At 66.0% G+C, this 22,450-nt stretch carries 21 protein-coding genes and 1 tRNA gene; 6 read left to right on the top strand and 16 right to left on the bottom strand.

Annotated elements, in window-relative coordinates:
• Positions 1-126: 126 nt before the first annotated feature.
• From DQG17_RS07765 to DQG17_RS07740, 6 genes are all read right to left on the bottom strand, one after another.
• Complete coding sequence (locus DQG17_RS07765; RefSeq protein WP_116132131.1) at positions 127-438, bottom strand: hypothetical protein; 312 nt, start codon at positions 436-438, stop codon at positions 127-129.
• Between the two features lie 285 nt (positions 439-723).
• Entirely contained in the window at positions 724-1,692 is a 969-nt protein-coding gene (locus DQG17_RS07760; RefSeq protein ID WP_116132130.1) for an ABC transporter ATP-binding protein, read from the bottom strand.
• The gene (locus tag DQG17_RS07755; RefSeq protein WP_116132129.1) at positions 1,689-2,693 is read right to left on the bottom strand and encodes an ABC transporter ATP-binding protein; all 1,005 of its coding nucleotides are present in this window, start codon (positions 2,691-2,693) and stop codon (positions 1,689-1,691) included. Before DQG17_RS07755 ends, DQG17_RS07760 begins: the two co-directional genes overlap by 4 nt.
• A 3-nt stretch (positions 2,694-2,696) precedes the next feature.
• Positions 2,697-3,605 carry an ABC transporter permease subunit gene (locus DQG17_RS07750; protein WP_116132128.1) on the bottom strand — a complete coding sequence of 303 codons (909 nt, stop codon included), beginning with the start codon at positions 3,603-3,605 and terminating at the stop codon, positions 2,697-2,699.
• A 4-nt stretch (positions 3,606-3,609) separates the two neighbouring features.
• Positions 3,610-4,617, bottom strand: a complete 1,008-nt coding sequence (locus DQG17_RS07745) for an ABC transporter permease subunit (RefSeq protein ID WP_116132127.1) — start codon at positions 4,615-4,617, stop codon at positions 3,610-3,612.
• Positions 4,618-4,688: 71 nt separating this feature from the next.
• Positions 4,689-6,281 carry an ABC transporter substrate-binding protein gene (locus DQG17_RS07740; protein ID WP_116132126.1) on the bottom strand — a complete coding sequence of 531 codons (1,593 nt, stop codon included), beginning with the start codon at positions 6,279-6,281 and terminating at the stop codon, positions 4,689-4,691.
• Positions 6,282-6,523: 242 nt separating this feature from the next.
• Between DQG17_RS07740 and pepT the strand changes: the two genes are divergently transcribed.
• Positions 6,524-7,777: a peptidase T gene (gene pepT, locus DQG17_RS07735; protein ID WP_116132125.1), complete on the top strand. Its 1,254-nt coding sequence runs from the start codon at positions 6,524-6,526 to the stop codon at positions 7,775-7,777.
• A gap of 171 nt (positions 7,778-7,948) precedes the next feature.
• Entirely contained in the window at positions 7,949-9,097 is a 1,149-nt protein-coding gene (locus DQG17_RS07730) for an iron-containing alcohol dehydrogenase (RefSeq protein WP_116132124.1), read from the top strand.
• 52 nt (positions 9,098-9,149) lie between these two features.
• On the opposite strand, the gene DQG17_RS07725 is transcribed toward DQG17_RS07730, so the two are convergent.
• Positions 9,150-10,067: a DMT family transporter gene (locus tag DQG17_RS07725; protein ID WP_116132123.1), complete on the bottom strand. Its 918-nt coding sequence runs from the start codon at positions 10,065-10,067 to the stop codon at positions 9,150-9,152.
• 99 nt (positions 10,068-10,166) lie between these two features.
• Between DQG17_RS07725 and DQG17_RS07720 the strand changes: the two genes are divergently transcribed.
• Complete coding sequence (locus DQG17_RS07720; protein WP_116132122.1) at positions 10,167-11,033, top strand: LysR family transcriptional regulator; 867 nt, start codon at positions 10,167-10,169, stop codon at positions 11,031-11,033.
• A gap of 203 nt (positions 11,034-11,236) precedes the next feature.
• On the opposite strand, the gene DQG17_RS07715 is transcribed toward DQG17_RS07720, so the two are convergent.
• The 4 genes from DQG17_RS07715 to DQG17_RS07700 all read right to left on the bottom strand — a co-directional run bounded on the left by DQG17_RS07715 (position 11,237) and on the right by DQG17_RS07700 (position 14,594).
• Positions 11,237-11,313, bottom strand: a tRNA-Pro gene (locus DQG17_RS07715).
• A 63-nt stretch (positions 11,314-11,376) separates the two neighbouring features.
• A complete protein-coding gene (locus DQG17_RS07710; protein ID WP_116132121.1) occupies positions 11,377-12,357 on the bottom strand; it encodes a DMT family transporter in 981 nt (326 codons plus the stop codon).
• A gap of 147 nt (positions 12,358-12,504) precedes the next feature.
• Positions 12,505-13,611: a 3-isopropylmalate dehydrogenase gene (leuB, locus tag DQG17_RS07705; protein ID WP_116132120.1), complete on the bottom strand. Its 1,107-nt coding sequence runs from the start codon at positions 13,609-13,611 to the stop codon at positions 12,505-12,507.
• A 35-nt stretch (positions 13,612-13,646) separates the two neighbouring features.
• Positions 13,647-14,594 carry a LysR family transcriptional regulator gene (locus DQG17_RS07700; protein ID WP_116132119.1) on the bottom strand — a complete coding sequence of 316 codons (948 nt, stop codon included), beginning with the start codon at positions 14,592-14,594 and terminating at the stop codon, positions 13,647-13,649.
• Between the two features lie 93 nt (positions 14,595-14,687).
• On the opposite strand from DQG17_RS07700, the gene DQG17_RS07695 reads away from it, so the two are divergent.
• A complete protein-coding gene (locus tag DQG17_RS07695) occupies positions 14,688-15,608 on the top strand; it encodes an epimerase (protein ID WP_116132118.1) in 921 nt (306 codons plus the stop codon).
• Here DQG17_RS07695 and DQG17_RS07690 read toward each other — a convergent pair.
• Positions 15,528-16,661, bottom strand: a complete 1,134-nt coding sequence (locus tag DQG17_RS07690) for an endonuclease/exonuclease/phosphatase family protein (RefSeq protein WP_116132117.1) — start codon at positions 16,659-16,661, stop codon at positions 15,528-15,530. The genes DQG17_RS07695 and DQG17_RS07690 overlap by 81 nt on opposite strands.
• Positions 16,662-16,671: 10 nt before the next feature.
• Complete coding sequence (leuD, locus tag DQG17_RS07685; RefSeq protein ID WP_116132116.1) at positions 16,672-17,277, bottom strand: 3-isopropylmalate dehydratase small subunit; 606 nt, start codon at positions 17,275-17,277, stop codon at positions 16,672-16,674.
• Positions 17,278-17,581: 304 nt separating this feature from the next.
• Here leuD and DQG17_RS07680 point away from each other — a divergent pair, with 304 nt between their 5' ends.
• Positions 17,582-18,346, top strand: coding sequence for a VPLPA-CTERM sorting domain-containing protein (locus DQG17_RS07680; RefSeq protein ID WP_116132115.1), 765 nt, complete (start codon positions 17,582-17,584; stop codon positions 18,344-18,346).
• Positions 18,347-18,465: 119 nt separating this feature from the next.
• Here the strand turns inward: DQG17_RS07680 and DQG17_RS07675 are convergent, their stop codons facing one another.
• The gene (locus tag DQG17_RS07675; protein WP_116132114.1) at positions 18,466-19,284 is read right to left on the bottom strand and encodes a DUF4198 domain-containing protein; all 819 of its coding nucleotides are present in this window, start codon (positions 19,282-19,284) and stop codon (positions 18,466-18,468) included.
• Between DQG17_RS07675 and DQG17_RS07670 the strand changes: the two genes are divergently transcribed.
• A complete protein-coding gene (locus tag DQG17_RS07670; RefSeq protein ID WP_232829359.1) occupies positions 19,277-20,425 on the top strand; it encodes a HupE/UreJ family protein in 1,149 nt (382 codons plus the stop codon). The genes DQG17_RS07675 and DQG17_RS07670 overlap by 8 nt on opposite strands.
• A gap of 31 nt (positions 20,426-20,456) precedes the next feature.
• Here the strand turns inward: DQG17_RS07670 and DQG17_RS07665 are convergent, their stop codons facing one another.
• Together DQG17_RS07665 and leuC are read right to left on the bottom strand one after the other, a co-directional pair.
• A complete protein-coding gene (locus tag DQG17_RS07665) occupies positions 20,457-20,981 on the bottom strand; it encodes an HdeD family acid-resistance protein (RefSeq protein WP_116132112.1) in 525 nt (174 codons plus the stop codon).
• 41 nt (positions 20,982-21,022) lie between these two features.
• Positions 21,023-22,429, bottom strand: a complete 1,407-nt coding sequence (leuC, locus tag DQG17_RS07660) for a 3-isopropylmalate dehydratase large subunit (RefSeq protein ID WP_116132111.1) — start codon at positions 22,427-22,429, stop codon at positions 21,023-21,025.
• Between the last annotated feature and the right edge of the window lie 21 nt (positions 22,430-22,450).

The following is a 22,450-nucleotide window of genomic DNA, read 5'->3' as shown; positions in this document are numbered from 1 at the left end:
CCGCGACTGCCCGCGTCCAATGGTCGGGCTGGCCCGATGATGCTTCACCGGATCGGCGGGCCCGCGTTTCCGGCCCGAGGCACGGCCGGACGACGCAACTCCGGTCGATCCGATGAGCCCTTTGGCTCAGAGATAGCCTTCGTCGGTCAGCGATTCGATCCCGGCGGTCGTGCCGTCGCTGTAGGCGATGCAGTTCCAGGGCGCGCGCTGCGGTCCAACGCCCACCTTGACCGAGGTGCCGGCCTGCGAGAATTCCGAGGACAGCACCGTCACGTCGCCGTTGCCGGTCGTGCGGGACACATCGCGCAGGCAGGCCTGTTCGGCGGCGGAGGGGGTCGTGCTGCCTGTGCCGCTCGATCCTGTGTCCTCGACACAGCCTGAAAGGCCGAGAAGCGCCAGCGCGCAGGTGGCGAGGACGGGAGTTGTCTTGTAGGGCATCTGCAATCCTTCCTGGTTTCTTGGGTCTCGATCGGTCATCGGCGGTAGCCTGTCTGGCCCGGCACCGGGCGCGTCGAGTGGCGTTCGACCAGACAGCACGGGGCTGCCCCATGCCGCTATCCAGATCCCGAAGGTCTCATCGCTGCCGCCCCCGCTGTCTCCCGCAACGCCGGCTTTCAGACCTGAGATCTGTGTAACTGAGGAATGTTGACGGTTTTCGAGACGTCGCGCGTCGGCCTCGCGCAGGCCTGCCCGTCGGTCGCACCAAGGCGGGTCTGTGCCGCCTCAGGCCTCGATCGGGTTGAAACAGGCAAAGCGGTGGGCATCGCCCTCAAGCGTCGGCATGTCCTTGCGGCAGCGGTCGGACGCGCGCCAGCAGCGCGGGTGGAACGGGCATCCGGGCGGCACCGCCATTGGCGAGGGCAACTCGCCCGACAGCTTGATCCGTTCCTGGCGGCGCGACGGATCGGCGGTCGGGGTCGCCGACATCAGCGCCTTGGTATAGGGATGGCGCGGGGCCGCGAAGACGGCGTCTTTCGGCCCCTGTTCGACCGGTTTGCCGAGGTACATCACCATGACCTCGTTGGCGACATGGCGCACGACGCTCAGGTCGTGGCTGATGAACAGATAGGCGAGGCCAAGCCGATCCTGCAGATCGACCAGAAGATTCAGGATCTGGCTCTGGATCGACAGGTCGAGCGCCGACACCGGCTCGTCCAGCACCAGTACCTCGGGGTCGAGCATCAACGCGCGGGCCACCGCAATCCGCTGCCGCTGGCCGCCCGAGAACATGTGCGGATAGCGGTCGAAATATTCCGGCCGCAGCCCGACCAGATCCAGCATCTCGCGGGCACGGCGTTCGCGTTCCTGCGCCGGCACATCCTTTCGGTTGATCAGCAGCGGCTCCATCAGCGTCTTGCCGATGGTCTGGCGCGGGTTGAGCGATCCGTAGGGGTCCTGAAACACGATCTGCACCCGCGAGCGCAGGACAGCGTCGCGGCTGGCAGCCCCGGGCAGGATCTCGCTCCCGTCGATGGTCATCCGCCCTTCGGTCGGATCCTCGATCATCGTCACCATGCGGGCGAGGGTGGACTTGCCACAACCCGACTCGCCCACAACCGCAAGCGTCCGGCCGCGATTGAGCACGAAGCTTGCCCCGTCGACGGCGCGCAGCACGATGGGGTCGGCGAACATGCCCTGACGGATCAGGTAATGCTGCTTGACGTTCTCGGCGGTGAAGATCGGGTCGCTCATGCCGGTACCTCGGCCGTTTTCAGGGGCTGGCCATCGACCAGCGGATAGTGGCACAGCGCCTGGCCAAGCTCGATCCCCGCCTGAACGGGCGGCACGGCGCGGCAGCGGGCATCGGCAAAGGGGCAGCGCGGCGAGAAGAGACACCCTGCAGGACGGTCGAACTGGCCCGGCACCACGCCAGGAATGGTCGGCAGGTGCCGCCCGGTCGCGCGTTCGGGCAGGGCCGCCAGCAGTGCCGAAGTATAGGGATGGTGGGGATGGGAGAAGAGCGCGCCAACCTCCTGCTGCTCGACCCGCTGGCCGGCATATTGCACCGCCACCCGTTCGACCGATTCAGCGACGACGCCCATGTCGTGGGTGACAAGGATCATCGCCATGCCGGTATCGCGCCGCAAGGTCATCAGCAGATCGAGGATCTGCGCCTGGATCGTGACGTCGAGGGCTGTCGTCGGTTCGTCGGCAATCAGCAGCTTCGGCCGGCAGGCCAGCGCCATGGCGATCATGACCCGCTGGTTCATGCCGCCCGACAATTGGTGGGGATAGGCGTTCAGCCGTTTTTCCGGTGCCGGGATGCCGACCTGCTCCAGCAACTCGATTGCCCTTGCCTGACGCGCGCGCCGATCCAGGTCGAGGTGCGCTTTCAGCGCCTCCTTGATCTGGAAGCCGACGGTGAAGCAGGGATTGAGGCTCGACATCGGTTCCTGAAAGATCATCGACATGTCCCGCCCGATGATCCGCCGCCGGGCGCGGGGGGAAAGACGCGCCATGTCGCTGCCGTCAAAGGCGATCCGGTCGGCCGTGATGTCGGCGGTCCAGGGCAAGAGCCCCATCAGCGCCAGCATCGACACCGACTTGCCCGAGCCGCTTTCACCGACTATCGCCATGACCTCGCCGCGGTCGATGGTCAGGTCGATGCTGTCGACGGCGCGGAACGGGCCGCTCGCGGTGCGGAACTCGACCGTGAGGTTGCGGATCTCCAGAAGAGGTGCGGGTCCGGTCATGGCTCAGCTCCGCTTCAGCTTGGGGTCGAGCGCGTCGCGCAGCCCGTCGCCCATCAGGTTGATGGCCAGCACCGCGAACAGGATGCAAAGGCCGGGGAAGGTGACGACCCACCAGGCGCGCAGGATGAACTCGCGGCTTTCGGCCAGCATCGTGCCCCATTCGGGTGTGGGCGGCTGCGCCCCCATCCCCAGAAAGCCGAGTGCCGCCGCGTCGAGGATGGCGCTGGAAAAGCTGAGCGCTGCCTGCACGATGATTGGCGCAAGGCAGTTGGGCAGGACAGTGACGAACATCAGTCGCCCGGGCTTTGCGCCGGCCACCTTGGCGGCGGTGACATAGTCCTTCGGACGCTCTGACAGCACCGCGGCGCGGGTCAGGCGCACGAAATGCGGCTGCAGCACCACCGCGATGGCAATCATCGCATTCATCAGCGAGGGCCCGAGCACCGCCACCAGCACCAGCGCGAGCAGCAGGCTGGGAAAGCTGAGCACGATGTCCATCAGCCGCATGATCAGCGTGTCGAGCCAGCTTGGCGCAAAGCCAGCAATCACGCCGATCACGACCCCGAAAAAGGATGCGATCGACACCACGACCATGCCGATGAAGAACGAATAGCGCGCGCCGAAGATCAGCCGCGAAAGCATGTCGCGCCCCAGCGGATCGGTGCCCAGCGGAAACTGCAGGGTTCCGCCCGGCTGCCAGAACGGCGGCTGAAGCAGGTGATCGCGGAATTGCTCGTGCGGCGGATAGGGGGCAATCAGCGGTGCGAAGACCGCGACCAGAAAGAACGCCGCAAAGACGACCAATCCGGCAACGGCGCCGCGGTTGTCGCTGAAATACTGCCAGAACTCGCGCAGCGGGCTGGGGTGGGCCGGGCCGGTGGCGGTCGCCGGGGTTTCGGTGATCTCGGTCATGGTCTCAGCCCTTCCGGATCTTCGGGTTGATCAGGCCATACAGCAGATCGACGATCAGATTGACGATCATCACGATGACGGCGATCAGCATCAGCCCGCCCTGCACCGCCTGATAATCGCGACGAAAGATCGAATCGACCATCCACTTGCCGACGCCGGGCCAGGAGAAGATCGTCTCGGTCAGGATGGCGCCGGCCAGCAGCGTGCCGACCGAAAGCCCGATCACCGTCGTCACCGGAATGAGCGCGTTTCGCAGCGCATGCACCCCGTTGACCCGCGCCGGCGTCAGCCCCTTGGCGCGTGCGGTGCGCACGTAGTCCTCGCCCAGCACCTCGAGCATCGCCGACCGGGTCTGGCGTGCGATGACGGCAAGCGGGATCGTGGCCAGCACGATGGTGGGCAGGATCAGGTGACTGACCGCCGAGGCGAAGGCGCCCTTCTGCCCCGACATCAGGCTGTCGATCAGCATGAAACCGGTGGCATTTGGGAAATAGTACATCAGCGAGATCCGCCCCGAGACCGGCGTCCAGCCAAGACCCGAGGAGAACACGATGATCAGCAGCAGCGCCCACCAGAAGATCGGCATCGAATAACCAACAAGGGCTGTGGTCATCAGCGTCTGGTCAAAGAACTTGCCGCGGTTCACTGCCGCGACCACCCCGGCCGGAATGCCGATCGCGATGGCAAGCAGGATCGCGCAGAGCGAAAGTTCCAGCGTTGCCGGAAACAGGGTGAGGAATTCGTCCAGCACCGGCTTTTTGGTGACGAACGAGGTCCCCAGATCGCCCTGAAAGACGCCCCAGATATAGTCGAGGTACTGCCCCCACAATGGCTTGTCGAACCCGTATTGAGTCTGAAGCTCGGCATAGCGTTCGGGGCTGACCCCGCGCTCGCCCGCCAGCAACAGGATCGGATCGCCCGGGATGAGGCGGATGAAGAAGAACGAGATTGCCGTCACGCCGAGGAAGGTCGGCACGAAAGTCAGCAAACGGCGGACTAGGAATTTCAGCATGGGGCTCGCCGGGGCTGGCTTTGCGGAAAAAGGCAGGGGGCCGGGCGGCAATGCGCCCGGCCCGGCCCGGTTCAGTCGGCGACGCTGACGCCGTTGAAGATATGTCCGCCAAGCGGATCGATCTTGTAGTTCTCGACCTTCGGGCTGATCGGCTCGAACACGATCGAATGGGCGATGGTGGCCCAGGGCGCCTGTTCCTTGAACACGACCTGCGCCTGTTCGTAGAGTTTGGTGCGCTCGGCCACGTCCGAGACCACCTTGGCCTGCTGCACGAGGTCGTTGAAGGGCTCATAGCACCACTGCGCCCGGTTGGCGCCGCCCACCGCGTCGCAGCCAAGCAGCGTGGCGAGGAAGTTGTCCGGGTCGCCGTTGTCCCCGGTCCAGCCCATCAGAACGGCGCCGTCGCGGTCCTCGGCCTTCGAACGGTCGAGGTATTCGCCCCATTCGTAGGACACGATCTCGGATTTCACGCCGACCTTGGCGAAGTCTTCCTGGATCATCTCGGCCATGCGGCGCGCATTCGGGTTATAGGGGCGCTGCACCGGCATCGCCCAGACCTTCATCGACAGGTCGGTGATACCTTCTTCCTCGAGCATCTTCTTGGCGGCTTCGGGGTCGTAGGGGTCGTCCACCACCGCGTCGTTATAGGACCAGATGGTCGGCGGGATCGGGTTCTTGGCCACGCTGCCCGCGCCCTGGAACACCACGTCGATGATTGCCTGTTTGTTCATCGCCATGTTCAGCGCCTTGCGCACCTTCGGGTTGTCGAACGGCGGCATCTTGCTGTTATAGGCCAGATAACCGACGTTCAGGCCCTCCTGGCTCATCAGGTTGATCGCCGGATCCGACCGCATGGCCTCGAGGTCGGCCGGGTTGGGATAGGGCATGACATGGCATTCGCCGGCCTTCAGCTTCTGATAGCGGACCGAGGCGTCGGGCGTGATGGCGAAGATCAGGGTGTCGATCTCGGGCGCGCCGCCCCAGTAATCCGCGTTGCCCTTGTAGCGGATCACCGCGTCCTTCTGATAGGCGACGAACTGGAACGGGCCAGAGCCGACAGGCTCCTGGTTCAGCATCTCGGGCGTGCCGGCGGCCAGCAATGCGTCGGCATATTCCTTCGACATGATCGAGGCGAAATCCATCGCGAGGTTGGCGATCATCGGCGCTTCGGGCCGGTTGAGGGTGAATTTCACCGTCAGGTCGTCGACCTTTTCGATCGACTTGATCAGGTCGGGCATCGACATGCCGTTGAAATATTCCCAGGTGCCGCCCGAGACGGTGAAATAGGGGTTCTCGGGGTCGAGCTGGCGCATGAAGCTGAAAACGACGTCATCGGCGTTCATATCGCGGGTCGGAGTGAAGTATTCGGTGGTCTGGAATTTCACGCCCGGACGCAGATGAAAGGTGTATTCCAGCCCGTCCTCGGAAACCTCCCAGCTTTCGGCGACGCCGGGAACGGTGTTGGTCGTGCCGCGGTCGAACTCGACCAGACGGTTGTACACGTTCTTCGACGATGCATCGAATGTCGTGCCAGAGGTGTAGAGCGCCGGGTCGAAACCTTCGGGCGAGCCCTCGGAGCAATAGATCAAGGTGCCGGCATAACTGGCGGAGCCGGCAAGAGACGCCATGAGAGTGAGCCCCAATAGTCCGTGCTTAACTGTCATTCGGTGGATCTCCTGTTGGTTACGATTGTCTGGCGCTTGTCTGGGTCGCGAACGGCCTGCCGCACCTTTGTTGGAACGATACTCATTAAAACGTGCCGACATTCGATGATGTCTCAGTCGTCACGTTCTCGGTCGAACATGACACCACTGCCGGTGGGCAACAAGGTCAGACATCGGCATGCGCCGGTCTCTTGACTCGACGGCGTGCCATGTCCCTCTTGCCCGGACAGACAGGAGGCCCGATGCAGAATCCATTCGATCAGGAGCTTGAGGATCGCCTCGTGCGATACGCGGCCATTGACAGCCAGAGCGACGAGACCTCGGAAACCGCGCCCAGCACCGAACGCCAGTTCGACATTCTTCGGCTGCTGGCCGAGGAACTGGCAGGGATCGGGGCTGCGGATGTGCAGCTTACCGACTATGGCGTGGTGCTTGCGACGATCCCGGCGACGGCGGCCGGCCCGACCATCGGACTGCTCGCGCATGTCGACACCGCGCCGCAGTTCAACGCGACCGGTGTAAAGCCGCGGGTGATCCGGGGCTATAACGGCGGCGAGATCACCTTCCCCGACGACCCCATGCGGGTGCTCTCGCCCGAGGCCTATCCCTATCTGGCCGAAAAGCTCGGCCATGACATTGTCACCGCCTCGGGGACCACGCTGCTTGGCGCCGACGACAAGGCCGGTGTCGCCATCATCATGACCGCGGCGCGCCATCTGCTGGCCAATCCCTCGCTGCCGCACGGGCCGATCCGCATCGCCTTCACGCCCGACGAGGAGATCGGCCGCGGCGTGGGCGAAAAGCTGCCCGGCGATCTTGCCGCCGATTTCGCCTATACCTTCGATGGCGGCCGGGTCGGCGACATCGAGTACGAGAGCTTCTCGGCCGATGGCGCCGAGATCACCGTCACCGGCGTGTCGATCCATCCGGGCCTCGCCCGCGGCAAGATGGTCAATGCGATCCATCTTGCGGCCAAGATCGTTGCCGCCCTGCCGCAAGCGACCATGACCCCCGAGGTGACAGACGGGCGCGAGGGCTTCATCCATGCGGTCGAGATGAGCGGCGGATCGTCGGAGATGAAGATCCGGCTGATCCTGCGCGATTTCGAACGCGAAGGCCTGGCGGCCAAGGGCGCGCTTGTGCGTCAGGTCTGCGAGGCGATCGCTGCGACCGAACCGCGCGCCACGATCCACTGCGATATACGGCCGCAATACCGCAACATGCGCTATTGGCTGGAGCAGGACATGACCCCGGTCGAACTGGCCCGTCAAGCCTGCCGTCAGCTTGGGATCGAGCCGCTGTCGGTGCCGATCCGCGGCGGCACCGACGGATCCCGCCTGACCGAGAAAGGCGTGCCGACGCCGAACCTGTTCACCGGAATGCAGAACATTCACGGACCGCTGGAATGGGTGTCGGTGCAGGACATGGCGGCCGCGACGAGGCTGTGCCTGACGCTTGTGGGGCTGGCCGTGACCAACGGACAGCCGGCGGGCTGAGGTCGGGCTTGCGGGGCAGGGGTATCCACCCGGTCCTTGCCATGTTCGGCGCAGTCCGTCCCGGCCGGCGCCGGGAGGCCATGAACCTGCCGCCTGCGGGCGGTTGACTCTGCTACTCTGGCGGCGACAGAAGCTTGCATCCCTTCCGTCACTGAACCCGGGAACCGCGCCATGACTCTCGCATCCTTCGCCTTTGCAACCGCCACCGAGATCCGGTTTGGCCGTGGGGAGGCGGCGCGCTCGGTCCCGGCTCTTGCCGCATTCGGGCTGCGGGTCATGCTGGTGACCGGGAGGGGCGCAGCGCGTTCGGCGTGGCTGGCCGAGGCGCTCCGCGCCGCGGGATGCGAGATCACCCCCTTTGCAGTGCCGGGCGAACCCGACGTCGCGCTGATCGAGGCAGGGGTGGCCTCGGCTCGCGCGGCCGGCGTTGCGGCCGTCGCAGCCATCGGCGGCGGGGCGGCGATTGACGCCGGCAAGGCCATCGCGGCGCTGGTGCCCGCCAGCCGGCCGATGCTCGATCATCTCGAGGTCGTGGGGCGCGGTCTGCCGCTCGATCACCCGCCCTTGCCCTTTGTAGCCATTCCGACCACCGCCGGAACCGGCGCCGAGGTCACGCGCAACGCCGTCATCGCGGTGCCCGAGGCGCGGCGAAAGGTCAGCCTGCGAGACCGCGCCATGCTGCCCCGGCTTGCAATCGTCGATCCGGCACTGACCGATGGCTGCCCGCGCAGCGTGACACTGGCCTCGGGCCTCGATGCGGTCACGCAGGTGATCGAGCCCTACCTCTGCACCCGCGCAAACCGGATGACCGATGCGCTCTGCCGCGATGCGATCCCGGCCGGGCTGTCCGCACTTCGTCTGCTGATGGAGCGCGAGGACGCGGAGGCGCGGGACCGGATGGCCTGGGTCTCGCTTTGCGGCGGGCTGGCGCTGGCCAATGCCGGTCTCGGGGTGATCCACGGGCTGGCGGGGCCGCTTGGCGGTCTGGCAGGCGCGCCCCATGGCGCGATCTGCGGCACGCTTCTGCCCCATGGCCTTGCCCTGAATGCGGCCCGGGTGACCGATCCGGCGACATTGGCGCGGATCGACGAGGTCCGGATCTGGATCGCCGAGGCGCTGGGCTGTGAGGCCTTTGATGCCTTTTCCGGGCTTGCCGCATGGTCGCGCGGCTGCGGACTGCCGGGGCTCGATGCGCTGGGGATCGACGCCGCGGCGCGGGCACAGGCGGCCGAGGCCGCGGCAAGCTCTTCCTCGATGAAGGCGAACCCCGTCGCGTTGTCGGCCGATGCAATGCAGGAGATGATGGAACAGGCGCGCTGAACGCCGCCCGGTCGCAGGCAAAACTCGGGCGGCCGGGCGACGGAGACGGCCGCTATCGGCGCAGGCCGGGCACCTGGCCGCTGGCCAGCAGCACGCCGAATATCGCCACGGCGACGCCAAGGATCTGCGACGGTTCCGGGATACGGCCAAACCCCGCCGCCACGACCAGCGCCGAGACCGGCACCAGGTTGAACAGCACAGAGGTCGCGCCGGGTCCGCGCACGGTGATCCCGACCTGCCAGCAGATATAGGCAAGGACCGATCCGGCAAGCGCCATCCAGAGCGTCGCGGCCCAGGCTGTGGCGCTGGCCGCGGCCATCACCTCGACCGGGTTTTCAAGGAACACCGCGGCCAGAACCAGCGCCAGCGCCCCCGCAAGCATTGTCCAGGCCGAGGTCTCCAGTGGCGTCGCACCGGTGGTCCAGCGGCGGCAGCCGATGGTGTAGAAAGCCCAGGCCAGGCTGCCCAGAAAGATCAGCACATCCCCGGAGGCAAGCCGCGCCCCGGTGAATGCGCCGACCGTCAGCGCGACACCGAGAAGGCTGATGCCCATCCCGATGACCGCGATCTTGCGCGGCAGGCGGCGCTGCAGCACCGCATCGAGGAGGTTCGTGGTCAGCGGGCTTGTGCCCATGATCAGCGCCGCTGTCACCGGGCTGGAACTTTGCATGCCCAGAAACAGCGCGGCGTTGAAGCCCGCCACGCCCACGACCCCCAGCACCCCGAAGGCCAGCGCATTGCGGCGCAGCACCGCGCGGTCGAGGCCGCGGCTGGCGCCAAGCCACAGCAGGATCGCGGCCGCGGCGATGACAAAGCGACTGGCCGCCGCGGTCCATGGCCCGATCGCCTGCAACACAATGTGGGTCGCCTCAAAATTGGTGCCCCAGAGCACGGCGGCAAGCGCGCTGAGCGCCAGTGCCGCGCTGTCGGAGGGAATGGCGAGCGGAGGGGATGTGTCAGTACGTATCATTGGGAAACCTCGTTCGGAACCGTTGGCGCCCTTGTGCATCTTTTCGTTTTTGGTGAATATGAACAGTAATCATCATCCGTTTTTCAAAAATGAAATGCCATGGACAGGGTGAACTGGGACGATATCCGGCTTTTCCTTGCGCTTGCGCGGGAGGGAACGCTGTCGGGTGCGGCACGGCGGCTGCGGGTTGGCGTCGCCACGATCTCGCGCCGGATCGAGCGTATGGAGCGCGCCCTTGGGGTGCCGCTGTTCCTGCGGCATCAGAACGGATACGACCTGACCGATCAGGGGGCGGCCCTGCTGCCCCGGGCCGAGGCGGTGGAACTGGCGATGCAGGGAATGCGGCAGGAGGCAGACGCGCAATCCGACATCCGCGGCATGGTGCGGCTGGCCAGTATCGAAAGCCTCGTCTCCCACTTCGTGGTTCCTGCGCTGTCACCGCTGCTGGCGGGCAACCCCGAGCTTGATGTGGAGATCCTGTTCTCGACCCTGACGGTGAATCTGCACCGCCACGATGCCGACCTTGCGCTGCGCATGGTGCCGCCCGAGCGCGGGAACCTTCGGGTTCGGCGGCTGGCGGGCATGGGGTTCGGGCTTTACGGTCCGCCGGATGGCTCCGTCCCCGGCCGTCACGTGACCTGGCCCGACATGGCCAGCCTTGCGACGCCTCTGCGCTGGTCGGCGGCGTTTGGCGCGGCGGATGCCCCGCTGCTTGCCATGAACACCCTGCCCGGACAGATCGAGGCGGTACGGCGCGGTGTCGGGGTTTCGGTCCTGCCGCATTTTCTGGCCCGGGGGGCAGGGCTGCGGCTGCTCGCCAACCGGCTGCCCGACGGGACTGCGATGGAGCGACCGATCCTTCTGGTCACTCACGGCGATCTTGCCGCCTCGCGCCGGGTGCTTGCCGTGGCGCAGGCGCTTGTCGACGAGATCGGGGCGCGGCACCGGGAACTGGCAGAGGCTTGAAGCGGCAGTGTCAGGGAAACGGCGTGGGACACGGTCGCGGGGCCGGTCGGTCATCCCGGGGAAAGTGCCGTCGCCGAAGACCCGCGCTGCCGGCAGTCCCTGCATGAAAGGCTGTCGGCGTTCTTCCCGGATCTTCACGGCTCTTGCGGCTACGGAAGGTCTCTGTGACCGACAGCAGCGCGCTTGATCCGTAATGCTTAAATTGGTCGGAGTGAGAGGATTCGAACCTCCGACCCCTGCCTCCCGAAGACAGTGCTCTACCAAGCTGAGCTACACTCCGACCGTGACGCAGGCGATTACATAGGTGGGCAGGGAATGGCAATAGGCGCCCTTTCGGAATCGTCTATTCCCCGGTGTTTTTCCCCTTTGGTCCCTGCGTCTCGCCGCTCTTGCGCAACAGGCTCGACACCCGGATGAAGGTGCCGGCATCAAAGCGGCTGCGGGTGCGCAAAACGGGGGTGTTCCCGGAGACCGCGCTGCGGCTTTCGCGCAATACGATGTAGAGCCCCGAGGCGATGATGATCGATGCGCCGATGACGGTGGCTATCCCGGGGCGTTCGCCAAAGAAGATCGCGCCATAGAACGTCGCCCAGAGGATCTGGGAATACTGCATCGGCGCCACAATTGCCGCCTCGGCGGTCTTGTAGGCAAGGATGTTGATCAGCGTCGCGGTGAAGGCCATGACGGCAATCAGCGCCGCAGCGCCGAAGTCGACCGCCGGCATCGGTTCATAGAAGAAGAACAGCAGGAACCCCATGATGACCACGTTGGTCATCATCGGATAGAGCATCAGCACCACGCTGCGTTCGTCGTGTCCGATCTTGCGAACCACGATCGAGGCGAAGGCGCTGCCCACGGCCGCGACCAGCGCCGCGGCATGGCCAAGGCCCAGCGGCGCCGCGCCCGGCCGCAGCACGATCAACACACCGCAAAGTCCGACGATGACCGCAATCCAGCGCCGGATCCCGACCTTCTCGCCCAGGATCGGGATCGCGAGGATGGTGATCAGCAGCGGTGCGGTGAAGATGATCGCATAGAACTGCGTCAGCGGCAGCACCGAGACCGAATAGAATCCGCTGGCCCCGACGGTCACGGTGGCAATGGTGCGCGCGGCGGTCCACCAGGGATGGCGCGGGCGCAGGTTGCCGTCGGTCCGGTCGCCCATCAGCACCAGCGTCGCGACGGGAAACCCGAACAGGACACTGAAGAAGACGATCTGGAACGTCGAGTAATGCGCGCCGAGGTATTTCACCAGGACGTCGTGGGTCGAGAAGATGCCGAAGGCTGAGAGCGCCAGCAGGGCGCCCCTGGTATTGTGGTGCATGGGGGTAGTCCCGGCCGAGGAGTCGTGCGGATGAGCGCAGGGAATACCCCAGCGTTACCGATAAAGCCGCAACCGGGAAAGTGGAAATTGCATCAAGGACGTAACGGCCTGCGGGTGCCCGCCGATGTGGCGGGCACCGTCAGCGGCTCAGAGCGAGGCGTTGAGCGCTGCCAGAACGGCGTCGCCCATCTCGGTCGTGCTGGCGGGCGTGCCGCCGTCCGGGCCCATCAGGTCGGCGGTGCGCAGCCCGCTTGCCAGCACCGTTTCGATGGCGCCTTCCAGCCGGTCGGCCTCGGCGCCCTCGTCGAAGGAATAGCGCAGCGCCATGGCAAAGCTCAGGATGCAGGCGATCGGGTTGGCCTTGCCTTGACCGGCGATATCGGGGGCCGAGCCGTGCACGGGTTCGTACATCGCCTTGGGGCGTCCGTTTTCCATCGGTGCACCGAGGCTTGCCGAGGGCAACATCCCGAGGCTGCCGGTCAGCATGGCCGCCACGTCGGACAGCAGGTCGCCGAACAGGTTGTCCGTGACGATCACGTCGAACTGCTTGGGCCAGCGGCAAAGCTGCATGCCGCCCGCGTCGGCATACATATGCGACAGCGCCACGTCGGGGTACTCGGCATCGTGGATCTCGGTCACGACATCGCGCCACAGGATCCCCGATTCCATCACATTGGCCTTCTCCATCGAGCAGACCTTGTTGTTGCGCTTGCGCGCCAGTTCGAACGCCGACCGCGCGATCCGCGCGATCTGGCTTTCGGTATAGCGCTGGGTGTTGATCCCGACCCGTTCGTTGCCTTCGCGGATGATCCCGCGCGGTTCGCCGAAATAGATCCCGCTGGTCAGCTCGCGCACGATCATGATGTCGAGGCCGGCCACGACGTCGCGCTTCAGCGACGAGAAATCGGCCAGCGCGTCGAAACACTGCGCCGGGCGCAGGTTGGCGTAGAGGTCCATCTCCTTGCGCAGGCGCAGCAGGCCGCGTTCGGGCTTCACGCTGAAATCGAGGGTGTCGTATTGCGGGCCGCCGACGGCGCCCAGAAGCACCGCGTCGACCTCCTGCGCCTTGGCCATGGTCTCGTCGGTCAAGGGCACGCCGTGGGCGTCATAGGCCGCGCCGCCCACCAGATCCTCGGTCACGTCGAAGGCAAGGCCGCGCTTTGCGCCGTACCAGTCGATGACCTTGCGGACCTCGGCCATCACCTCGGGGCCGATGCCGTCGCCGGGCAGGATCAGAAGGGAAGGGGTGGTCATGATCTTTCGTCCTCGCCAGATGTGTCCCGGGCGGGTTACCGCCGCGTCGTGGGGCGGTCAAGCGGACCCGCCCCGTTTGCCGCGGCGTCGGCAAGCCAGGGCGCGATCCCGTCGGCCAGAAGATCCCAGACCCGGCGCAGCCGTGGCGTGCGCCGCACCGCCTCGTGCGCGGTCAGCCAGACTGGCAGCCGCGGCAGCGGCAGGTCGGGCATCACCCGCTCGACCCGCGGGTCGGTGGCGGCCACGTTGACCTGGGCAAAGCCCAACCCGCAGCCGGCGCGGATCATCTGCCAGATCACGCCGTTGTCGTCGCAGCGCAGCTGGAACAGGCTGCGGTCGGCCGTCATGCCGATCTCGCGCATGCCGCGGAGGATGTCGTCCTGGGTATCGTATCCGATCATGTCGTGACCGGCGATGTCGTCGAGGCATTGCGGACGGCCGCGCCGGTCGAGATAGTCGGTCGCGCCGAACAGCCCCAGCTCCAGTTCGCCCAGAAACCGGGTCACGACGTCGAGCTGCTCGGGCCGGAACATGCGCAGCGCGATGTCGGCCTCGCGGAACAGCAGGTTCTGGCTGCTGTCGCTGGCGACCAGTTCGATCTGGATCTCGGGGGCGCTCTGGCGCATGGCGGCAAGGATCCCGGGTAGGATGTGCAGCGAGACGAAGGCCGAGGCGGTGATACGCACGGTTCCCGCCAGATCCTCTGACCGCCCGGCTGCCGCCAGCGCCAGGTTTCGCGCGGCGTCCTGCATCCGGCGCGCCGGTTCCAGCAGCGCCGCGCCGGCCTCGGTCAGGGCAAGGCCGCGCGGCTTGCGGACGAACAGTGCGACGCCGAGGTCCTGTTCGAGCGCACGGATCTGCCGGCCCAGCGTCGGCTGGCTCAGCCGCATGTGCCGGGCCGCTGCCGAAAGCGAGCCTGTGTCGGCAACGGTCACGAAGCTTTGCAGTCGCGACCAGTCGAGCGTGTCGGGCAGGTGATCCATTCATGCATGAATACCAGACCCACGGATTTCCGCAATTCCCCGAAGGATCTGAATGGAAGATCCTGTGTCCATCGAGATCGAAAAGGAGCCAAGATGAAACGCAGTGCACTTGTTCTGGGCCCCAGCGGCCGGTTCGGGCGCCACGCCGCCCGGGCATTCGAGGACGCGGGCTGGCAGGTCCGCCGGTTCGACCGTTCGAAGGACGACCTGTCGGATGCCGCCCGGGGCGTGGAGGTCATCGTGAACGGCTGGAACCCGGCCTATCCGGACTGGGCGGCCGAACTTCCCGACCTGACAGCGCGGGTGATCGGGGTGGCCGAGGCAAACGGCGCGCTGCTGATCCAGCCCGGCAGCGTCTATCCCTTTGGCAAGGGCGCGCCCGAGCGTCTGACCTCTGCGACCCCCCATGCGGCGCGAAACCCTCTGGGTCGGCTCCGGGCCGAAATGGAGGCGGCGTTGCGGGCCAGTTCGGCGCGCGTCGCGATCCTGCGCGGCGGCGATTTTCTGGAGGCCGAGCCTTCGGTCAACTGGTTCGACAGGGTGATCGTGGCGGGGCTGGCGCGCGGGCGTGTCACCTATCCCGGGCCGTTCGACCGGCCGCACGCCTGGGCCTGGCTGCCCGACATGGCCCGCGCCGCTGTGGCACTGGCCGAGCGTGCGGACCCTGGAGAGCGTTTCCTCGATGTGGGGTTCCCCGGTTTCACCCTGACGGGGGCAGAGCTGCACGCGGCGCTCGAACGGGTCACCGGGCGCCCTCTGCGATTGCGGCGCATGTCATGGCTGCCGTTCCGGCTCGCTGCGCCGGTCTGGCCGATGGGGCGGGGTCTGGTCGAGATGTCCTATCTGTGGCGGATGCCGCACCGGATCGATGGCGCCGGGTTCGACGCGCTCTTTCCCGATTTCCGTCCGACGGTACTCGATCAGGCGCTGGCCTCAGCGATCCACGACCAGATCGACCCAGACAAGGCGGTTGTGCGAGGCGACCTCGACCGTCTCGTGCGCCTCGCCTCCTGACGGCCAGAGCGTGCCCGCATCCACGACAGCAAGGTCGGCCGAGGGCAGCACATAATCGACGCGCAGGTTGCCCGGGCCGCCCTCGGCCGCGGCCGGCCAATCGGCGGTGTCCTGCGCGGGCGCGCCGGCGTGGTCCGGATCTGCCGCCGCCGCCGCGCCCGCACTCTCGGGCTCCGGGTCCTGCAACCGCGGGTCCGACAGCAGTGCGCGGATCGCGTCGTGCCGGCCCTCGCCATCGACCGGGTCGAGGTTGGCCTTGCCGAGGATCACGAAGGGCGGCGCCGGCGGGCACCCCGGCAGCGCGCCGTCGAGGCAGCGCTGCCACAGCGCGATCTCGTCGGCATTGCGCAGACCGTTCCTGTCCTCGGGCCCGTCGAACACCGGCGCGGTTGCGGCAAAGGCCAGCAGCCGCAGACGGATGCCGTTCGGCAAAAGCACCGGGACGATCCAGTGCCCGGTCGAGGACAACCGCTGTGCCGCCAGCGCGGGGTCGGAGGGGAAGGGGGCGCCATTTGCCTCGGGCAGCGTCGCGCCGGGAAGATCGCGCCACAGCAGGCCCGAGAAATCGACCACCGCCTCGGTGTCCACCGGAAACCGGCTCAGCACCGCCAGCCCGCCCTGACCGGCAAAGGCGCCATAGCCCTGGGCATCCCGCGCCTCGCCAAAGCGACGGTTGCCGTCCATGTCGAGCCCGGTCGCCATGCCGCTGTTGGGGCGCAGCGCAAAGCGGTGGGGATAGCGGGCGCCGGCCTGATCGAGCCTGTCGGCCAGTGCGTTCAGCGCGGCAAGCCCGAGGTCATAGTCGATATCGGCCAGCAGCAGGATGTCGGGATCGGCCTGCGCAATCACCGCGACCACCGCCGCGACCTGCGGATCGTCCCCCGACAGGATGTCGCGCAGCAAAAGCCCCGGACCCTTGCGGGCAAGTTCGGTGGAAAAGGTGGCGACGCGGATCGTCTCCGCGCCGGTCTGCGCCAGCACCGGCTGTGCGATCCATGTGCCGACAAGCGTCAGGGCGAGCGGCAGGTGCCTGCTGCGCCCCGGCACCGTCATGCTGCTGGTCTCAGACCCAGGGGCGCGACTGGGCGGCGCGCGCCTCGAACGTGTCGATGGCCGCCACCTTCTCCATGGTCAGGCCGATGTCGTCGAGCCCGTTCAGCAGGCAGTGCTTCTTGAAGGCATCGACCTCGAAATGGATCGTGCCGCCGTCGGGGCCCTTGATGGTCTGGCTTTCCAGGTCCACCGTGATCACCGCGTTGGCGCCGCGCTCGGCGTCGTCCATCAGCTTGTCGACGTCCTCTTGCGGCAGGACGATGGGCAGGATGCCGTTCTTGAAGCAGTTGTTGAAGAAGATGTCGGCAAAGCTTGGCGCGATCACGCAGCGGATGCCAAAGTCCTTGATCGCCCAGGGCGCGTGTTCGCGCGAGGAACCGCAGCCGAAATTTTCGCCGGCGACCAGGATCTCGGCCTCGCGATAAGCGGGCTTGTTCAGCACGAAATCGGGGTTCTCGTTGCGCTCGGCGTCATAGCGCATCTCGTCGAACAGGTTCACGCCAAGGCCCGAGCGCTTGATCGTCTTCAGGAACTGCTTGGGGATGATCATGTCGGTATCCACATTGATCAACGGCAGAGGGGCGGCAATGCCGGTCAGGGTGGTGAACTTGTCCATGGGGCGCTCCTGGCAAGGGGGGTCGGCGGGGCCGATCTGGCCCGAGCCATGGTCTTAGCCAGAATCCGCAGGCGTGGCAAGAATGGGGGAGACCTCTCTATTCGCGAGCGGCCCGATCGGATTTCGCCATTCGGTTGTGCCGCGTCCCGGATTATTCGTCACCGTCCGAAAGACTTTTCGTTTTCAGTCGTCCATCCTCGATTCCTGTTAACTTTATTTTGCAATGAATTAATACTTTGTTAGAGTAACTGAATGGGTGCCGCGATGTATAGGCATTCAAAATCCATATTTGAAAGGCGACCTGATGATGACTTTGATCAAACCACAATTGTTCGGGATTGTGGCAGCGCTTGCTGTTTCGGCGTCTGCCGCCAACGCCGTTGTGGTGCGCGTGGCAGAGGGAGATTTTCAGGCAGCAGCCGGGCTGATCACATTCAGCGAGTTCTCGCTGGGGACAGTCAATCCGACCTACCTGCCCGCCGACTATGGCAGCGTCACCGGGCCGACCGTGTCTTTCGGCGGTTGGTTCCTGGGGCAATCGCTCAGCGCGACGCCGGCGGTGGATTGCCCCGGAGCCGCGGCGACCGCCTGTGTCGTCGGCACTCCGACTGCAGGGCTCAGCCTCGATCCGCTTGCGCAGAACACTTTCATAACGACCGACGGCTCGGCGCCAAACAGCCCGGTGCTCAGCGGCAGCCCGACCTTCAATGGCCCCATCGCCATTCTATTCAGCGAGGACCAATACGGCGTCGGCTTTGACGCCGGCTACTTTAATGCGGCAGCATCGACCGGCATCACCGCATTCGACCGGGACGGCAATATTCTTGGAACGGTGGCGAACGTCGGGCTCGGCATCGAGTTTCTCGGCCTTGTCTCGCAGGATGCAGACATTGCCGGGGTCTTCCTCGATCTCGTTGGAAGCGAGCCGGCAGGTTTTGCTGTCGACAGCATCCGCTTCGGAACCAGACAGCAAGTGACAGTGCCAAGCGTGCCTCTGCCTGCGGGATTGCCGCTTCTGGCGTCAGGGCTCGTCGCGATCGGTCTGCTGCGCCGTCGCCGTAAGGCCTGATCTCTGGAAACCTCGGACGGCGAAGTCACGTCAGCGGGGCGCCGAACCTTCGGCGCCCTATTGCATTTCAGTCCCGAATTAACTTCCGCAAGACGACGTCTCGCGACGCGGCGCCGGGGTCACTGTGCCGGCACGTGGAAGGTCAGCGAGGCCCAGTCGGTATGATAGGCCGGTGCCTTGGCCTCGGCATCTTTCGGCAGATCCATGTCCAGCAGCACGACGGAATCGGCCATGTAGTCCGCTCCGGGGCGGACCGGTGCGATCACGTGCCCCTCGGCGTCGGTGCGCAGCTTTTGCAGGGTGACGGTGCCGTCGGCGTCACGCTCGAACAATTCGACCTGTGCATCGGCCCGCGGTTCGCCATCGAGCCAGACCCGCAGCGGCATCCCGGCGCTCAGATCGTCGGTATAGGGGTTGGCTTCGGCCACGATCTCGATCTTCAGCCCGACCCGCTGGTCCTTGCCCGCGCCCGAGCCGACCGCGATCAGCGCCTTGGCATAGCGACGGTAGGTTTCGACAAAGCCCGCGTCCGGCAGGCCGCGGGCGAGGTGGCGGTCGATGGCGCCGCGAAAGTCCTTCTGATCGACGAAAACCCGGAAATGGTCGAGATCGGGATAGGTCAGCACGCGGTCGGTGGTTTCGTGCACCGCGATCAGCAGCCCGTCGCCCCGCGCCGGAACGACCAGCGCCGGATCGTCGCCAAGCCGGCCGGATACCGCGCGCGTGCCCTCGGGGTCGATCGCCTCGAACCGGACGAAGTGGTCGGGGTTGAACAGCAGCGAGCTGCCGGAAAACTGCTGACCCACCTCGAGACGGCCGCGAATGTCGTCGCCGGGTGCGACCTGATAGCTTTCCGGCGAGATCCAGAATTCATGTGCTTGCGCAACGACCGCTGTCAGTGTCAGTCCGAGGGATAGCAGAAAGGTCGCGATGCGCATGGCTGCCCGTCAGTTGTTGTTGTTCCTCCAGAGACTGTGGTTTCTGGCCCTGCTGTCAATGGCCATTGGCACCGGCGCCAGCGCGCACGAACTGCGCCCGGCGGTCGCCGACGTCGATGTCGGCGCCGATCAGGTGACGGTCGAGATCCGGCTGGTGCTGGAGCCGATGATCGCGGGCATGAATGTGGCCGGGCTGGAGGACACCAATGAATCCCCGCTGTCGGGCTATCACGACCGGCTGCGGGCCGAGGATCCCGCAGCGCTTGACGCCGCTTTCCGCGCAATCTGGCCCGAGATTTCCGACGGGATAACGCTGCGGGCGGGCGAGACCCCGTTATCGCCCGAGATCGCCGCGCTGAGGATCCCCGAGGTCGGGGACCCGAGCCTGCCACGCGACAGCCGCCTGACGCTGGTGGCGCAGCTGCCGCCCGACGGCAGCCCTGTGGTCTTTGGCTGGGCGGGACAGTTCGGCCCTGTCGTCGTGCGCCAGGCCGCCGGCGGCGATCAGGCCTATGCCGCGATCCTGCACGGCGGCGAGCTGTCGGCGCCGCTGCCGCGCGAGGCGGTGGCCCAGGAGCCGGGCTGGAAGGTCTTTCTGCGTTTCATCCGCACCGGGTTCGAACACATCGTTCCCAAGGGCGTCGATCACATCCTGTTCGTGCTGGGCCTGTTCTTCTTTTCGCTGAACATGCGGCCGCTGCTGGCGCAGGTCACCGCCTTCACGGTGGCGCACACGACGACGCTGGCGCTGGCAAGCCTTGGCATCGTTTCGGTTCCGAGCGCGGTGGTCGAACCGCTGATCGCGCTGTCGATTGTCTTCGTCGCGGTCGAGAATGTCTTTGGCGGCAAGCTCGGCTGGGGCCGGATCGCGGTCGTGTTCGGGTTCGGTTTGCTGCACGGGCTTGGCTTTGCCACGATGCTGGGCGATGTGGGCGACGATTCCGGGCGGTTCTTCACCCGGCTGATCGGCTTCAACATCGGGGTCGAACTTGGTCAGCTGACCGTCATCCTTGCCGCCTGGCTGCTGGTGGGCCTGCCCTTCGGCGGCTATCCTTGGTACCGGCGCGTGATCGCCGTGCCGGCATCGCTGGTGATCGCGGGCATCGGGATCTGGTGGACGATCGAACGGCTGCCGTTCTGAGCCTTGGGGCCAGGGCAGCGCGCTCGCGGCCTCAGCCGTCGCTTGAATGTGCGCGCAGGAACAACGCCAGCACCGACAGGGCGAGGCCGTTCAGGATCAGTTCTACGCCGAGCAGAATGCCCAGGATCTGGGTCGAGACCGCGGCGAGATTGGCAAAGATATATCCGGCAAGCAGCAGCGACAGCGCGCCCGAGATCAGCATCATCCAGAAATAATGGGTCTGGCGCATCCTGAAAGCCCAGAACAGGCGCAGGGTGCCTGCCACCGCAATGGCGGCGGTCAGCACGACCGTCAGCGACAGCATCCCCTGAAACGGGTTTCGAATGAACGACACCCCGAGGACGATCATCAAAAGTCCCAGCATCACCGAAAAGAACTTGTTGGCGGGGCCCCTGTCGCCCGCGCCGAGGATGGTCTGAAACAACCCCGCCAGCACCAGCAAGGTGCCAGTGACCCAAGTGATCGCGACCGAGACGGCAACCGCCTCGGTCATCGCTAATATGCCAAAGACAATCGACAGGACTCCGAGGCCCATCCATCTGGTCCATTCGGTCATGCACGCTCCTCAATACAATCGATTTAGCTTTCCGGAGAATGCTACATCAGATCGCGCACGTCTGTCAGCCGTCCCGTGACCGCAGCGGCCGCGGCCATCGCCGGGCTCATCAGATGGGTGCGGCCCTTGAAGCCTTGCCGCCCCTCGAAATTGCGGTTCGAGGTCGAGGCGCAGCGCTCGCCCGGGGCAAGCTGGTCGGGGTTCATTGCAAGGCACATCGAACAGCCTGCCATGCGCCATTCAAAGCCCGCGGCCTCGAAGATCTCGGCCAGACCCTCTTCCTCGGCCTGCAGCCGCACCAGACCCGAGCCGGGCACGACCATGCCGCGCACGCCCTTGGCGATGTGCTTGCCCTTCAGCACGGCAGCGGCGGCGCGCAGGTCCTCGATCCGCCCATTGGTGCACGATCCGATGAACACCGCGTCGATCGGGATCTCGTTCAGCGGTGTGCCGGGTTCGAGCCCCATGTATTCCAGCGACCGGCGCGCCGCATCGACCTTGCCGCCGTGGAAATCCTCCGGCGCCGGGACTGTGCCGGTGATCGGCAGCACGTCCTCGGGTGAGGTGCCCCAGGTGACCACTGGCGCAATGTCCTCGCCCCGGATGGTCACGACCTTGTCGAAATGCGCGCCCTCGTCGGTATAGAGCGTCCGCCACCAGTTCATCGCCGCTTCCCATTGTGCGGCCTTTGGCGCGTGGGGGCGGCCCATGACATAGGCAAAGGTGGTTTCGTCCGGCGCGATCAGTCCGGCGCGCGCGCCGCCTTCGATCGCCATGTTGCAGACCGTCATCCGGCCTTCCATCGACAGCGCGCGAATCGCCTCGCCGCAATATTCGATGACATGGCCGGTGCCGCCCGCCGTGCCGGTCTCGCCGATGACCGACAGCGTGATGTCCTTGGCGGTCACGCCGGGGCGCAGCCGCCCGGTGATCTCGACCTTCATGTTCTTGGATTTCTTCTGGATCAGCGTCTGGGTCGCCAGCACATGCTCGACCTCGGAGGTGCCGATGCCGTGGGCCAGCGCACCGAAGGCGCCATGGGTCGCGGTGTGGCTGTCGCCGCAGACCACCGTCATGCCGGGCAGGGTCCAGCCCTGTTCGGGTCCGACGATATGCACGATCCCCTGACGCACGTCCGAGACCGGGTAATAGTTGACGCCGAACTCGCGGGCGTTGGTATCGAGCGCGTCGACCTGGATCCGGCTCTCCTCGTTTGTGATGCCGCCCTCGCGGTCGGTCGTGGTCGGCACGTTGTGGTCGGGTACGGCGATGGTCTTTTCGGGCGCACGCACCTTGCGGCCGGTCATGCGCAGGCCTTCGAAGGCCTGCGGGCTGGTGACTTCGTGCACCAGATGGCGGTCGATATACAGCAGGCAGGTGCCATCGTCGGCCTCTTCGACGACGTGGGCGTCCCAGATCTTGTCATAGAGCGTCTTGGGGGCGGTCATTGGGGATCTCCCGTTCGGGTA

The organism is Tropicimonas sp. IMCC34043 (assembly GCF_003390845.1).
GTDB lineage: Bacteria > Pseudomonadota > Alphaproteobacteria > Rhodobacterales > Rhodobacteraceae > Tropicimonas.
Note: the sequence above shows the minus strand (reverse complement) of the source record. Positions and strands in the feature narration are given on the sequence as shown.

Bases quoted from the DNA above. Each gene is read 5' to 3' on its own strand.
- DQG17_RS07765 (WP_116132131.1), bottom strand. From the start codon at position 438: ATGCCCTACAAGACAACTCCCGTCCTCGCCACCTGCGCGCTGGCGCTT.
- DQG17_RS07760 (WP_116132130.1), bottom strand. From the start codon at position 1,692: ATGAGCGACCCGATCTTCACCGCCGAGAACGTCAAGCAGCATTACCTG.
- DQG17_RS07755 (WP_116132129.1), bottom strand. From the start codon at position 2,693: ATGACCGGACCCGCACCTCTTCTGGAGATCCGCAACCTCACGGTCGAG.
- DQG17_RS07750 (WP_116132128.1), bottom strand. From the start codon at position 3,605: ATGACCGAGATCACCGAAACCCCGGCGACCGCCACCGGCCCGGCCCAC.
- DQG17_RS07745 (WP_116132127.1), bottom strand. From the start codon at position 4,617: ATGCTGAAATTCCTAGTCCGCCGTTTGCTGACTTTCGTGCCGACCTTC.
- DQG17_RS07740 (WP_116132126.1), bottom strand. From the start codon at position 6,281: ATGACAGTTAAGCACGGACTATTGGGGCTCACTCTCATGGCGTCTCTT.
- pepT (WP_116132125.1), top strand. From the start codon at position 6,524: ATGCAGAATCCATTCGATCAGGAGCTTGAGGATCGCCTCGTGCGATAC.
- DQG17_RS07730 (WP_116132124.1), top strand. From the start codon at position 7,949: ATGACTCTCGCATCCTTCGCCTTTGCAACCGCCACCGAGATCCGGTTT.
- DQG17_RS07725 (WP_116132123.1), bottom strand. From the start codon at position 10,067: ATGATACGTACTGACACATCCCCTCCGCTCGCCATTCCCTCCGACAGC.
- DQG17_RS07720 (WP_116132122.1), top strand. From the start codon at position 10,167: ATGGACAGGGTGAACTGGGACGATATCCGGCTTTTCCTTGCGCTTGCG.
- DQG17_RS07710 (WP_116132121.1), bottom strand. From the start codon at position 12,357: ATGCACCACAATACCAGGGGCGCCCTGCTGGCGCTCTCAGCCTTCGGC.
- leuB (WP_116132120.1), bottom strand. From the start codon at position 13,611: ATGACCACCCCTTCCCTTCTGATCCTGCCCGGCGACGGCATCGGCCCC.
- DQG17_RS07700 (WP_116132119.1), bottom strand. From the start codon at position 14,594: ATGGATCACCTGCCCGACACGCTCGACTGGTCGCGACTGCAAAGCTTC.
- DQG17_RS07695 (WP_116132118.1), top strand. From the start codon at position 14,688: ATGAAACGCAGTGCACTTGTTCTGGGCCCCAGCGGCCGGTTCGGGCGC.
- DQG17_RS07690 (WP_116132117.1), bottom strand. From the start codon at position 16,661: ATGACGGTGCCGGGGCGCAGCAGGCACCTGCCGCTCGCCCTGACGCTT.
- leuD (WP_116132116.1), bottom strand. From the start codon at position 17,277: ATGGACAAGTTCACCACCCTGACCGGCATTGCCGCCCCTCTGCCGTTG.
- DQG17_RS07680 (WP_116132115.1), top strand. From the start codon at position 17,582: ATGATGACTTTGATCAAACCACAATTGTTCGGGATTGTGGCAGCGCTT.
- DQG17_RS07670 (WP_232829359.1), top strand. From the start codon at position 19,277: ATGCGCATGGCTGCCCGTCAGTTGTTGTTGTTCCTCCAGAGACTGTGG.
- DQG17_RS07675 (WP_116132114.1), bottom strand. From the start codon at position 19,284: ATGCGCATCGCGACCTTTCTGCTATCCCTCGGACTGACACTGACAGCG.
- DQG17_RS07665 (WP_116132112.1), bottom strand. From the start codon at position 20,981: ATGACCGAATGGACCAGATGGATGGGCCTCGGAGTCCTGTCGATTGTC.
- leuC (WP_116132111.1), bottom strand. From the start codon at position 22,429: ATGACCGCCCCCAAGACGCTCTATGACAAGATCTGGGACGCCCACGTC.